Annotated in this window: 14 protein-coding genes and 1 riboswitch; of the genes, 3 read left to right on the forward strand and 11 right to left on the reverse strand. The window is 41.7% G+C overall.

What is annotated here, in order from left to right:
* Positions 1 to 88: 88 nt before the first annotated feature.
* From AYK67_RS11220 to AYK67_RS11235, 4 genes are all read right to left on the reverse strand, one after another.
* Entirely contained in the window at positions 89 to 1162 is a 1074-nt protein-coding gene (locus AYK67_RS11220) for a glycosyltransferase family 2 protein (RefSeq protein ID WP_068086542.1), read from the reverse strand.
* A gap of 1 nt (position 1163) precedes the next feature.
* Positions 1164 to 2384: a hypothetical protein gene (locus AYK67_RS11225; RefSeq protein WP_068086545.1), complete on the reverse strand. Its 1221-nt coding sequence runs from the start codon at positions 2382 to 2384 to the stop codon at positions 1164 to 1166.
* 129 nt (positions 2385 to 2513) lie between these two features.
* A complete protein-coding gene (locus tag AYK67_RS11230; protein ID WP_068086547.1) occupies positions 2514 to 3488 on the reverse strand; it encodes a glycosyltransferase family 2 protein in 975 nt (324 codons plus the stop codon).
* Positions 3485 to 4270: a glycosyltransferase family 2 protein gene (locus AYK67_RS11235; RefSeq protein ID WP_068086550.1), complete on the reverse strand. Its 786-nt coding sequence runs from the start codon at positions 4268 to 4270 to the stop codon at positions 3485 to 3487. The genes AYK67_RS11230 and AYK67_RS11235 overlap by 4 nt, the downstream gene beginning before the upstream one ends.
* Before the next feature lie 105 nt (positions 4271 to 4375).
* On the opposite strand from AYK67_RS11235, the gene AYK67_RS11240 reads away from it, so the two are divergent.
* Together AYK67_RS11240 and galE are read left to right on the forward strand one after the other, a co-directional pair.
* On the forward strand, positions 4376 to 5122 hold the full coding sequence (locus AYK67_RS11240) for a glycosyltransferase (protein ID WP_068086553.1): 747 nt from the start codon (positions 4376 to 4378) through the stop codon (positions 5120 to 5122).
* Positions 5123 to 5141: 19 nt separating this feature from the next.
* A complete protein-coding gene (gene galE / locus AYK67_RS11245; protein WP_082735772.1) occupies positions 5142 to 6134 on the forward strand; it encodes a UDP-glucose 4-epimerase GalE in 993 nt (330 codons plus the stop codon).
* Positions 6135 to 6338: 204 nt separating this feature from the next.
* Here galE and AYK67_RS11250 read toward each other — a convergent pair whose 3' ends face one another.
* From AYK67_RS11250 to AYK67_RS11280, 7 genes are all read right to left on the reverse strand, one after another.
* Positions 6339 to 7172 carry a nickel/cobalt efflux transporter gene (locus AYK67_RS11250; protein ID WP_082735773.1) on the reverse strand — a complete coding sequence of 278 codons (834 nt, stop codon included), beginning with the start codon at positions 7170 to 7172 and terminating at the stop codon, positions 6339 to 6341.
* A 12-nt stretch (positions 7173 to 7184) separates the two neighbouring features.
* On the reverse strand, positions 7185 to 7448 hold the full coding sequence (locus AYK67_RS11255; RefSeq protein ID WP_068086556.1) for a metal-sensing transcriptional repressor: 264 nt from the start codon (positions 7446 to 7448) through the stop codon (positions 7185 to 7187).
* Between the two features lie 74 nt (positions 7449 to 7522).
* Entirely contained in the window at positions 7523 to 8179 is a 657-nt protein-coding gene (locus tag AYK67_RS11260; protein WP_068086559.1) for an energy-coupling factor ABC transporter ATP-binding protein, read from the reverse strand.
* Entirely contained in the window at positions 8163 to 8960 is a 798-nt protein-coding gene (gene cbiQ / locus AYK67_RS11265) for a cobalt ECF transporter T component CbiQ (protein WP_068086560.1), read from the reverse strand. Before cbiQ ends, AYK67_RS11260 begins: the two co-directional genes overlap by 17 nt.
* Positions 8961 to 8963: 3 nt before the next feature.
* A complete protein-coding gene (locus tag AYK67_RS11270) occupies positions 8964 to 9617 on the reverse strand; it encodes a transthyretin-like family protein (protein WP_068086563.1) in 654 nt (217 codons plus the stop codon).
* Positions 9614 to 10240, reverse strand: a complete 627-nt coding sequence (gene cbiM, locus AYK67_RS11275; protein WP_068086566.1) for a cobalt transporter CbiM — start codon at positions 10238 to 10240, stop codon at positions 9614 to 9616. The genes AYK67_RS11270 and cbiM overlap by 4 nt, the downstream gene beginning before the upstream one ends.
* Positions 10241 to 10262: 22 nt before the next feature.
* Positions 10263 to 11060, reverse strand: coding sequence for a DUF4198 domain-containing protein (locus AYK67_RS11280; protein ID WP_068086569.1), 798 nt, complete (start codon positions 11058 to 11060; stop codon positions 10263 to 10265).
* A gap of 154 nt (positions 11061 to 11214) precedes the next feature.
* Positions 11215 to 11431, reverse strand: a riboswitch (cobalamin riboswitch).
* 334 nt (positions 11432 to 11765) lie between these two features.
* Between AYK67_RS11280 and AYK67_RS11285 the strand changes: the two genes are divergently transcribed.
* Positions 11766 to 13721 (forward strand): FTR1 family iron permease, encoded by a 1956-nt coding sequence (locus tag AYK67_RS11285; RefSeq protein ID WP_068086572.1) that lies wholly within the window; start codon positions 11766 to 11768, stop codon positions 13719 to 13721.
* Positions 13722 to 13760 lie beyond the last annotated feature (39 nt).

Here is a 13760-nt window from a genome sequence, read left to right on the forward strand (position 1 = left end):
TCGATGCTTTCATATTCTGCTCCTTCCCAGCCAGGAAATTCGTCACAGAAAATTCTAACTCAAATCGAGGGACTTTTCAGGGAGCACATCAGCATAGATTCAACATGTCTCTGGTCTTATCAGAGACTTTAGCAAGACTAGATTTTACCATGCTATCATAACCAGTAAAATGAGTTGAGTATTCACAGGTCATATCAGCATGCAAAAGTGAAGACATTTTATCATTATATTTTATATATTGAACCGCACCATTAAAATGTTGCTTTCTTTGTGCTTCTACCCTGACCTTTTCAGCAAAATCATCAAAGTATTTAAAGTGTAATAATGGGCACCAATCTAATGCTAAATTATCAATGCTATAATTATCGCTTGCCTCTAGAAAGTGAGCTCCTGCGCTAATTTTGAAACCTTTTTTCCAGTAGACTAATGGAACTTTGTGCATCAAAAAAGAGCTAGCCCACTTCTTCTTCAAATAGAGTTTTGCTATTCTCTTTAGAGTTTTTGATCTGGGCTTAGGTGAAAGTGAATAAAAATACTCATGGATTTTTTTCTCAAAAGCCGATAACTTATTATAAGAATTGCCGAAAAATCGTTCTCTAGGCCCTCCATATAAACTAAAATTAGGGATCTTACTAAATTTTCTATTATTACGAATATCCAGTCTATATCCAAAATTATCAAATAAATCTGAGCATTGCCAGAATTCGTCACCTGACTGGTATTTAACTTCAGATAATGGTTTTGAAGAGTACATGTCAACCATTGGGGTGAAGATTACATACCAATCATTTGACTTCCACCATTGGCAGATTTTTGTAAGACTGATTTTACCTTGCCCTGGATAGATAAATAGCTCATCAATATCTGCGAAAAGTAACCACTGATTATCAAAATACTTATTTGCTAAATCAGTCCGCCATTTTGCTTCAAGATCCTTGTATTCTAATTCAGTATATATCCTTTGGACATCACCTTGGTTATCAAGATACTCGCCCATTCCATCATCAGAGCCATTATCGATGATAATGAAGTCTTTAACACCAATTCTTCTATAATACTCTAAGAAGAATGGCATACGTAGCATTTCATTTCTTGCTATTGCCAAAACGGTTATATCTTCTTTAGTTCCGTTTAGAAATATTTTTGAAGGTAAGTAATCCATTTTAATTACTTTCTTTTTGTGAATTGTTTAGTTCGTCTACGTATAATCCAGCCTTTTGCAATGACTTAACAAGGTGTTCATTACGTAAATGATTGGAATTATTAATAGGTATGAGTTTTGAGCGGTCTGATTTCCAACTAGTACTAATAGATCTGAAGTGAAAATGTTTGCACATCTTTGCAAAGGGCCTTAGTCGCGAGTATAAAGGATGCCAAAGTGCTTTAATTTTTGGCTCAGGCCGCATTCCATGAATTTTAAATTGTACGGCACGTGGTATTCTAGAAGGTTTTACAACCCATTTTCTTGCTGTTTTTGACGGCGGGTTATTTGTGTGTAGAAACATGCTATGTTGTAACTTATTAATATCTATAGGATTATCGATTTTTGTATTTGTGGCTGGTTCTACCCATACGCCCTGTATCAGAAGGTATCCTAACCAACATTTGTTTAGTTTTTCAAAGATTGTTTTATCATCTTCACAAACGACTAGTTCATCTATGTCACAAACAAGAAGACCCTGAGAATTTTGTACATATTTCCATCTCAGGAGCTGATGAAGTGATGGTTGTAAAAACATTAGGTTTGGAACGCAGTTAGGTCCGTATTTAAAAGGAACATGAACGACTTCGATTTCAATGTTCGGGAACTCATTTGTTAAATGACTAAATATTTGTTGCGCATATTTTGGGTCATCTGAATTCTCAAATAGGATAAGAGCGTCAACATTATGATTATCGACATGAAATCGCAGCCAGTCAGATATCCATGAAATGGGAGTATCCTTACATAAAGTAGAAATTACTCTTGCCCCTTTGAAGCGAGACGCTTGGTTTTGAGATATACTAATAACTGCGCTTTTCGAATTTATGTTTACTGTAATATTACTTATTTTTTCAGAAGTTGGCGCTTCTAACCAGATTTCATAGACTTTCTTTAATCTTCTATGGTGAGCAGAAAGTTTATTATTATCATAATAAAATGTTGCTTTGAGTAAATGGTCTTCGTATCCATATGGTGGGGCTGCCATTATAATAATATATTTATTGTCATGAGAATAGAAAGCGTCATAAAATAATGTTGTTTCATCGCAAATATCTTTATATTCAGATAATTTATACTTGTTTGTTAGATTTAAATTTCTTTCTAATTGAAATTTACTAAGCATTAGTGCACTATTTGCGAAACTTACTACCATTTTTTTCTCGTTTAATTTATTATTCATCCCTAATAATAATTATTATTGAATTCATTAATCTGCTACAATTTTTTTATAGTTTGTAGCCAAAAATATGATTTAAACCTGTGTATATAGTGTTGGGTATAGAACAAATAGTTCGGGTAATTAATGAATTTAATTACCATGGATTTTTTTGTAGAGGTTTGGTAGATTGCTAAATAGACCTTTAATGGACCCTAAAGAATAGGCCAATTTTTTACTTGAGTTAATTATTAGTTTGCTTGATTTTTCCTTCCTGATAGGGCTGAGAGTTATATATAAGGCTAGGAATATCATACCTAAAAAAAATCTTGTAATTACTTTAGGGAGCATTCTAGCAATAGCTTTACTTTTGCCATGTCGTTGTGTGGCAATATATGCGTGCACAGCAGCTACTGAATATGCGCGTTTAGCTTGATACCTAATGGTTAAGCGACTTTCAGGAATACGTTCTCGCGTAATAGCCTCAGGAACCCAAATAATCTGACCGCCTTGATCTGTTACCCTATAAAAGAATTCAATGTCCGTACCACCACTGAATTGCATTTTTTCGTTGAATTTCAAGTTGGATTTCTCACCATTTACCAAACAGGATTTAAATAAAACGTTATCTGTCCCCGCTGTTTTTAAGATGGAGCCACTTGGTCGCTTATTTTTTAATTTTATAGTTTGTACGTTTGTACTCGCTGCTGGTAAGGATTGTGTCCAACCGTGATAGACATCAGCATCCCATTGACTTATGGCCTTTGACATCTCTATCAACCATTGACTATCAATTCTTTCATCATCATCAATGAACGCTATCCAATGCGGTTGCTTATTTATCGCTGTAAGTAGCGCCTTATTTCTCGCAAAAGGGATACCAGGTATGGGTTGATGGACAAACTCTATAGGTAAGAAGGGCGGCACGCAGTTTTTTAATTCTGTGAGTACATCGCTATTAAGTGGTTCTGAATTGTTATCACAAACAATCAAGAATAATTCAAAATTATCAGGTACAATCAGCTCTGCAAAAGACTTTAGACAATTTTTGAGCATTTCAGGGCGCCCTTTGGTGCAAACAGCGAGCGCAAGCTTATTCAATTCACGACTATTATAACGAATATTCACTTTAATCGTTTGCTTTCTATTTGTTGCTCGAGCATTTTCAAAATTCGCATAAATCTAGAAAATGATTGTGTCGTTGCAAATGCAATTCCTTTCCAACCTGCAAAAATAAAGCGGCGTACAAAAAGATATTTTAGCATTTCAATTGGAATTTCAGTTAATAGACGCACCCTCAAAACCCAAATAGGTTTTTCCTTTTGAGTTTCTGCTGCAAGTTGAGAAGTGTAGTTTAATTTCGAAATTGTGTGTCCCCAATTTCTGAAAGAATAATGAAATTGGCGAGATTTCAAAAGTCCAATAGACTGCCCTTTGTCAACATCCATTCTATCATATGAAGGATCCAATTTTATTCTTGCAAATCTTAGGTTGTATAGCCTTGGTACCTTACGATAGTCAGCTAACAGGCGCGGCTTAGTATCTCCTGGTAAAACCATTGTGTTTTTTATTAGGTAGCAAGCATGCTGTGGCTCACCATTTTTAAATAATTCATGGATTTCTTTTTGAAGTTCGTTTGTAACTACCTCGTCAGCATCAATATAAAACACCCAATGATTTTGACAGTGTTTTTCGCCAAAACTTCTTTGTGGGCCAAAGCCTGACCAAGGATTAAAAATAACTTTTGCTCCATAGGTTTCTGCTATCTCAGTAGTTTCATCACTCGATCCAGAATCTATGATAATTATTTCATTACCAATATGCTTGACAGATTCTAATGTCCTGGACAAACGATCAGCTTCATTAAGTGTACGGATTAGAACTGTTATCGGGAATTTTCGTGCAAGCATGTTATCGGTTCACTACTAGAAAGCAATGTGCATAATAATCGCTTATTAGTCACATTGACTCAAGTATATTTTATTGATTTATGGTTAGTGAATGGGGAAAAAAACATGACGATTTCGAAGTCTATTGCGTTATGCATCACTAGCTGTGGCAGAAAAAATGTTTTAGAGAAGACTCTGGATAGCTTTATGCCATACCATTCAGGTTCTTTTTCTGAAAAATATCTAGTTGAAGATGCTGGGAGCGTTGATATCGCTCAATATATGAAAAAAGCATACCCTGATGTAAAAGTACTTCTGAACAATGAACAACTTGGCCAAATGAAGTCAATTGATAAAATGTACTCATTAGTGAAAAGCGAGTACATCTTTCATGGGGAAGATGATTGGTTATTTGAGGCTAAAAACACAATCAATGAATGCTTTGAGGTATTAGCTGCAGAACCTATGGTAAGTGTCGTTTGTGTGAGGAAACTCTCTGACTTACAAGAAAAATTCCAACGTAATTGCATCCGTAAAGAAGTGAATGGGGTAAAATATGCTCTAATGCCGCTTGATATACACCCTGAATGGTTAAGTTTTTCATTTAACCCTGGCCTCGTTCGAAAAAAACTATGGGATAAATACGGGCCGTATGAAAAGTATAAGACTGAAGAACGTATATCTATCGTAATGAAGCGAGAGGGGTTGATGGTGGCTTTTCTGGATCCAGGTTATTGCCATCATATTGGAGATGGAATGCATGTAAATGATCCTAATCAGCCAATTAGAGCTAAAACTTTTCTACAGAGGATGAAAAGGTCAATAATGAAACGTATTAAGCGATTCATCCGTAGATTCGGTTATGATATTTGATAGGAAGTAAGGTTAGTATATGACTATATTGGTAACAGGTGGTTGTGGTTACATCGGTAGCCATATGGTATGGCGATTACACGATGCTGGTGAACAGGTAATTGTACTCGATAATCTATCTACTGGATTTGATTGGGCTATTCCTGAATCTGTAAAACTAGTCGTGGGTGATATTTCCGATGGTGAGCTTTTAGAAAGAGTATTCTCCAATAATAGTATAGAGGCGGTAATTCACTTTGCTGGTTCAATTATTGTTCCAGAGTCTGTAAGTAACCCCATGAAGTATTACCGCAATAATACAGCAGCTTCTATGGCTTTGATTGAGGCATGCGTACAAAATAATATTGAAAACTTCATATTTTCATCAACAGCAGCTGTGTATGGTAATCCTGAGATAGTTCCAGTTACGGAAAATGCTGTTCTGGAGCCAGTTAGTCCTTATGGCACCTCAAAGCTAATGACTGAGCAAATGCTAAAAGATGCGGCTAATGCGCATAATTTTCGCTTTACAGCGCTTCGCTATTTTAATGTTGCTGGTGCTGATCCTTTAGGTCGCACAGGGCAATCGACTTTAAACGCAACACATTTGATTAAGGTTGCTTGTGAAGCTGTACTGGGATCGCGCTCCCACCTTAGTGTATTTGGTAGTGATTACAATACCCCAGATGGAACTGGCGTGCGCGATTATATTCATGTGAGCGATCTGGCCGATGCGCACTACCTCGCGCTAAAGCGGTTGTTAAATGGTGGCGATAGTTTGATAATGAACGTCGGTTATGGTGAAGGTTATTCTGTAAAGCAAGTAATTGAAGCCGTCAAAAAAGTATCTGATGTTGACTTTGAGGTACGTTTACAGCCTAGACGAGATGGCGATGCGGCAGAAATAATAGCTGATAATAGTCAAATTCAGGCAAACCTAAATTGGCAACCACAATTCGATGACTTAAAAACGATTGTTTCTCATGCATTGGAATGGGAGAGAAGCCTGCAGAAAAAAAATAGTCATTTTTAATCTACTAGCTAAAGTAAGTAGCGAGTAGTTCACTTTAAATGATTAAATATCACTCAAGTGAGTAGCTTTGTTTAGTTAGGGTGTACTATTAACTTATTGTAAGTCTTTAAGTTAATATTACTTGGGTAAACTATACGTAAGTGGTTATCTAATATAATAACTCTTATTGGTAATGTTAGATAACCACTCACCTTATACACCCTATTAAATGTGATGATGATGAGCGCCTGAAAAAATCATTATCAGGCCTAACAAGCAAATTAGAATAGCTGAGAGAAGAGGTGCTTTTTGTAGAGCTGAGTCAAGCCAAGGAGCACGATGCGCTGCAAATCGAATGCCCAATGCAGCAATGACACCTACAATTACTAGTGTAGCAGCGAGGCCGATACTAAACGCTGTGACGAGCGTTAAGCCAAGCGCCATTTTTTTCAATTGCAAACATAATAGCAGGACTGTTATTGCCGCAGGACAAGGGATCAGCCCCCCTGATAGACCAAAGAGAATGGTCTGCCAAGTGGATGTACCTCCGCTTTCTAAGCGGGTTTCAATTTCTTTTGCATGGGCTAATGCATGGGCATCCATATGAGCGTGCGAATGGACATGATCATCAGTGTGATGGGTATCGTGGTGGTGAGAATGGTTATGAGGGGCATCCCCATGTACATGGGGCTTGTGCGCGTTGGCGCCTGCTTCCTTATTTGTTTTGGTGGCTTGCCAGAGCACCCAAAGCCCGACGGCCAAGATGATTATGCCAGAGGCACTCATAAGGATAGGCTCTAAATCCTCGCCAATATACTCTTCCCCATATTGTAGCCCTATAATTGCCAATAGCCAGACGATTATGACGTGCGAGGTTGCAGCTGAGATGCCCAGAAGTGTGGCTTGAAAAGCTGAACCACGAATAGCAATGATATAGGCAGCCATCATAGTTTTGCTGTGTCCGGGCTCCAAGCCGTGTAATGCGCCCAAAACAAGTGCCATTACAAACAATAGTAAAGGGTTATTGGTACCGGCTGAAATTGCTGCCGTTATATCCATAATGAATGACTCCTAAAGGTATTTCGATATTTCACGAAATTCGGCGACAAGCTGCTTTTGCTCTTTGGGCTGCGCTGCACTGCCTTCGAGGCAATGGTCAATATGATCGTGAATGAATACCCGCTTTGCTTGCTCAATTGCTTTGCTGACAGCATGCAACTGCTGAGCAACGTCAACGCAAGAACGGCCATCCTCGATCATGGTGATGGTTTTTTGCAAGTGACCAGACGCCCGTTTCAGGCGCTTGACCACGTCATTGTGTGTTTCATGAGTCATGCCATAACCTAACCCCGGGGAGGGGATAGTAGCAAGTTTTAAAAAGCTGCAATAGTGCAGCACTCAATAATAAGTTATGAATGGGGAATGAGCAGTCCTTCTTGCAATTTAAGGGCCCTAGTACCAACATTTTGGCGAAAATCGGCATCATGTGAAACGATGATCATTGCTTGCGGTAAGCTGCAAAGAATTTCCAGTAGTCGGGCTTCATTTTTTTCATCAAGTGCGTTGGTTGGTTCATCAAGCAAAAGCACGTCGGGATCCATTGCAAGTACACATGCGAGTGAAACTAAGCGTTTTTCCCCCCCCGATAGTCGATAGGTGATACGGTCTTTTAAGAAAGTGAGATCCAGTTGCTGTAGAACTCTATCAACAATGGTGGCAGCCTCACGACGGCTTTTGCCAAGGTTTAATGGACCGAATGCAATGTCTTCTGCTACCGTTGGGCAAAAGAGCTGGTCGTCGGGGTCTTGAAAAACAAATCCTGCCCGGCGACGAACACTATGAAAATCTGCCTCCTTACTACAGCTTTGCCCAAAAGCAAGAACTTGCCCGCTTTGGGGCTTCAGTAGACCAACTATCATGCGCAGCAGTGTGCTCTTTCCTGCGCCATTATGACCGCTAATGGTTAGCTTCTCTTCTGGTGCAAGTGTGAGTGAAGCGCCTTTTAAAACGACGCTATGGGCCGGATATGCAAAATGCAAATCGCGAAGTTCAATAAGTGGTGTCAATCATCCACTCCATTACTATCAATAGGAGCGCAAAGAAAAGCACCATAAGTGCAAAGACCTTGTCTCTTTTTGTGAATTGCATTGTGTCGAGTAGTGGAATTGTGCCCGTAAAACCTCGGCACTTCATGGCAGCTAATATGCGTTCAGAACGGTCTAGCGAACGTACCAGCATCATACCCACCAAATAACCAACGCTTTTGTATGTATGCAAAGAATTTGACAGTTGGAAAGAGCGCACTTTCATTGCTGCCCTTAAGCGTAAGTACTCTTGGTGTAAAACGCTTATATATCGCACTGTGAACATGAGTAGGTGAACTAACACTTGTGGTGTGCGCAGGCGGTGCAAAGCGTGCCCAATGGTTACTGGCTCTAACGTCCCTACCAAAACCATAAGCATGAGAATAATGGCGTTGGCTTTAAGCGCAATATCAATGGCTTTCATCAGACCTTCTATAGAGAAACCATAACCAAAGAGCGAGAAGATAGGTGTTCCTGGCATGGTAAAAGGCAACAAGGCAAGCGTAAAGAGAATGAAGCCATCCATTGCCAGCATTCGACGTAGTGTTGCTTTAACAGGTGTGTTGGTAACTTGCATTGCTGCCAATGAGAGTGCTAACCCGCAACTTAACACAACAAGACTTTTAAACGAGACAATCAAGACTGCATACACACATGCTGTAATGATACGCGTTCTTGGGTCCAGCTTATCAAGAAGTCTGTTCCCTCCCGAAACCTGAGCGTTAACCAGCACTTGTGGGCCTGAAGTAACAATATGACCCATGGTTTACCTCTTGGCCAGTTTACGGCGTGTTGAGAAGTAAAACCAAAAGCCGAACAAACCAACAATATAGCCAATACCGCCGAGAATGGTTTGCAGGTTATTTTTTTCCTTATAGGCCGCTATTTCACGGCGCAAAGGCTTAACCTCTCTATGGATCATCTCGCGCATAACATTGCGGGTTTCTTCCAAAAGTGCCGCGTTAGCCTCTGTGAGTTCTGCCATGGTAATGTTAACAGAGCCGTTCGTTGCTATTGTTTGTGTTGGCAATACCTTGGCTGTTGAGCCTAACTCAGGTATTGGCGAGACCGACCTATCTGTATTGCTAGAGCCTACTTGCGGCATATCGGCTAATTCCAGCTTTACCTTCGCAATATGCCCAGAGCCTAAGTTCGCACTAAACACATGAGGTATGGCCTTTTTTGGGGTAAAGACAAAAAAGCCTTCTTCATCTGTTCTTGTTTCGCCAAGTTTGTTGCCGTCTTCATCAAACACTTCTACCAGCGTTTTCTTTGCCATCTCGCCATTGGAAAAACCGATTTCTCCTTCAATATCGGAGCCGCTGGCGAATACCGAGGCGATGACCTTGTGAGCGAGAGCTGGTGTTGTACTGCAGCTTATAACTAAGGCTATGACGGTGAGTAAAATGTGAGGCTTCATGATGTAGCCTCGGCAGAAACAGTTAATTCTGCAAATAACTCAGGCTTGACCTTGCGGGCAAGATAAACGGCAAATCCGGTTAAAAGACCTTCTATGATCATTACAGGTATATGTGTTACGAAAACCAGTTTTGCAGCTGGAATGAATTCATCACCGCTTAAAGCTAGCGATGCGCCGACTAATAAGGTGGTGAGGACAATAGAAAGTGTTCCCCCAATTCCGCCCCAAACGGCTGAGGTAATTGCAGAACGGGCTGCAACCCCTTGCCGGCATATATAAAAAACGAGAACCGCTGGAAGGGCGATGTTGAGTGTATTGACCCCCAATACAGTCAGCCCGCCAAAGCCGAAAAAGACAGCTTGTAGCAGTAGGCCAACAAATAGTGCCGGAAAGGCGGCCCAGCCGAGCATAAGCCCGGCCAAACCATTAAGGATCAAGTGCACACTGGAAGGCCCAATCGGGACATGAATCAAGGAGGCGACAAAGAAGGTTGCACTCAGCATGCCGGCTGCAGGTATCTTTTCGATATCCAGCTTTCGTAAGCCCAAAGCGATGCCACCAGCAGCCAAAACTGAGCCGGCGATGACAACCTCGTTTGATAGGGCGCCGTCAACAATATGCATCGGTTATTCCTTTATAGAAGACCTAGTTCATGTCAAAGGCGCGAATCCAGATGACTGCGTCTTGGCTTAATTCCTTACCCTCATGCTTTTTTGACGGACCAACACCAAGTGCGGCAAAACCCCAAAAGCCAGCTTTTGGAATACCAAAGGAGAAATAGCCGTTGTCATCGGAAATCGCGACAACAGCGCCGCCTGGCATTGGTGAAGCTGTTGGTTCTTGTGGCTTGTTTTCGGCCATATCTGGCTCGGCTGCCATGTACTCAATCTCTATTTCAGCACCTGCAACAGGTTTTCCAGCTGATAATACACGGCCTGTAAAGGTGGAGCCGGCGATGATGTTGGTCGGGCGGTTCAAGGGTAGAATTTCTGTAGCCAAACCTTGCGGTTCCATCCAGTCGGTGGGCATTTCGTTTTTGTTGATGTACGACTTGGTGATTTGCTGGATGTATATATCTTCACTCTCTTCATAGTAAGGAGCAGGCTCTACAACCAAAACATAATCACCACTACGTTTTACAGGTAATGTGATATCATAGGCAGCGGCTTTGTTACTGGCACCATTGAAGGTGATTGGCTTTAAACTGCTTTTCAGATCAATTTCTTTACCGCGATGTACAGCGTAAACCTTTTGCGGTTCACCCATGTCCATAACATGGCCGTTTTCAAAGGGATGCCAGAAAACAAGTTTCACCGGAACATTGGCAGCTTTTTCGTGGTTCACAACAGGCGTGTAGGCCAACTGAAAATGAGCCTGTGCTGTCAGTGGTGTCAATAGTAATGCAGTGCAAAGGGCTGTAAAGCCAAATCTACGAAATGTCATTGTCGTCTCTCTCAATGGCCGCCGGGTATTATCCGGTTAGCTCACGTGAAAGGACGGTCGGGGAAACAAGCGGAAGTGCATAAGAACAATTGTTTGCACTCTGTCGCGTGACGCTCACCCCGGCGTCCGGTTGCGGTGTCACACCAAATAAAAGCAGGCATGACAAACAATGGCAGGTCTCCTGGCTTATGGGTCATTGTTAGAACCGGCCTTCCCATCGCTTTCGCGTCAGTGGCATAGTTGATTCTAACTCTCCATATACAGTTGCGGGGGCAGCCACGGCTTCGGTCCCTGTTGGGTACGCCTTACCGTGTTCCCTTTTAATCCCAAACTCAGTCATGATTTTGGGAACCAATGATGGTGTTAGATGGACTCAATTTGTTTGGTTTGTCAATTCTCGGTTGCTTCGTTTTTTTTACGACTCTCGTATATGATCGGCGATTTTTAATAGGCTACGTAGAGATATATGATTTTGAAATTAGCTGGTTACTACATATGTTGTAAACATTCTAAAGTAAAATTTGGCTTCAATAGAATTAGCTAGGTTGTTTGAAGCCAAGCAGCGATTTTCAGGAAGTAACACTTAAGTAAATAACCTAATTGTGCTGTTTGGTATTTTATCGCTATTGCTTGTGAGAATAAGTTGCACAATTGCTATCAATGCGATTGGAAGTTTGCAACTTAAGCTAAAGTTGTGATCGTCCCATGATAAAAAAAATAAGAAATCTGATTTTGCATGCGGTTATTGCTCTATTTTTCTCAAGCTGTTTTGCGCAGGCCGCCCCGCATACAGCCACTGACTATAAAGATATGATTTCGCGTATAGTTAAGCTAGAGCAAAAGGCAGGTGCTTCATATGCAGTGGGTGATGCAGTTGCGGCCAAAAAATCATTGCAATCAGCCTATTTTGAAATCTTTGAAAACCTTGAAGGCCCTATAAGGGTTAATGTTTCGGCGGCGAAAAGCTATGAGCTGGAAAGTGAGTTTGCTGCGATTAGAGCCTTGATAAAACAGGGGGCTCCTGTCTCGCAAGTGCAACAACGTTTGCAAGCTCATAGTGAGGATATTCAGGCGGTGCTACCGCTTTTGGCGCAAACAGGGCATGTCATTGTTGCTGAAGATGCAACGCAGACGCGTAGTAAACCAAATGAGCCCATAGAACCGCGTTGGAACGAAGTGGTTACAGCACTCTCCGAGCAGCTGCACCAAGCAAGTGTGGCCTATCAAAATGGTGATGCTGAAAAGGCTGCGGCTCTAATCAAGTCTGCAAAATTTGATAATTATAAAAATGCTTTGTTGGAAACGGCCGTACGCCGCCATGTCAGTCAGCGTGTGGATGGTGAAATACAAAGTGAGATGGATCGAATTCGTCAACTTGTTCTGGATGGGCAACCTTCGCGGTTGGTGTTTGGCTCAACAGCTGTGTTGATTGATCGGCTACATAGCCTTTTGCCCGGATTGCCATTGCTGGAAGGTATGCAACCAGCAGTGCAACAAGAAACGACTGTTGCGGATAATAAAGACTGGGCAAAGGTGAAACGCTCGGTTATTGCGGAAATCAATGCCGCCAAAAAACTTTATTTACGCGGGCAAAAAGACGAAGCAGTCAATTCTGTTCAAGATGCCTACTTCGATGTGTTTGAGGCATCTGGAATGGAAAAGCTGCTTGCGACCCGTGATATGGACTTGATGGTGCAAGTTGAGGGGCATTTTTCGAAAATCATAAGTCTTATGAAGGCGGGGGCTGATGCGAGCCGGTTGGACCAGCAACTAAGCATTATGATCAGCGATTTGGATCGGGCGAGCTCGCTACTTGGTGGAAGCTCTCAAACACCTTGGGACCTATTGGTTTTCTCTCTCATGATTATCGTGCGCGAGGGGTTTGAGGCAATCTTGATCGTTACGGCGATGATGGCGTACCTCATCAAGACAGGGCATAAAGATAAGCTCTCCGTGATTTATAACAGTGTTGCGGTTGCGCTGGGATGTAGTTTTGTTACCGCGATTGCTTTGGAATGGGTTTTCGATATGTCCGGGGCCAGTCGGGAGCTGATTGAAGGCTTCACCATGCTGGTTGCTACAGTCGTTCTGTTCTCTATGAGTTACTGGCTAATTCCAAAAGCCTCAAAGCAAAAGTGGAACCAATTCATAAAACAAAGCGTAGGGAGCTCATTATCTAGTGGTTCTGTGAAAGCGCTTTGGTTTACCTGTTTCCTTGCTGTTTATCGTGAAGGTGCAGAGACGGTTCTCTTCTACCAAGCGCTTTATGCCGACGCGATAGGACGTGCTGCAAACCTTTATATTTCTGCTGGTTTCGCAAGTGGGTGTTGTTTGCTGGTGGTTTTGTACCTTGTACTAAAACTCGGGGCTATGCGATTGGCGATACGCCCATTCTTTCTTGTGACTGGTGGTCTCCTTTACTACATGGCGTTTGTATTTGCTGGCAAGGGCGTGATGGAGCTGGTTGAGGGCAAGATGTTTGTACCTAGCTTAATAGAAGGTGCGCCGCAAATTACTTGGCTTGGCATATATCCATATTGGGAAACAATGGTGCCTCAAGCTTTTCTGGTGCTGGCTGCACTGATTGCGGCATTCACACTCACACGTCGTTCATTACAAAATTCGCAAAATGAAAGCGGAATGAACTCAGGCTTGACCTGAGGAAAAGCTCTGAGGCGAGGTGTTGAAAAGGGTCTAAGT

The organism is Polycladidibacter stylochi, from assembly GCF_001562055.1.
GTDB lineage: Bacteria > Pseudomonadota > Alphaproteobacteria > Rhizobiales > Stappiaceae > Pseudovibrio > Pseudovibrio stylochi.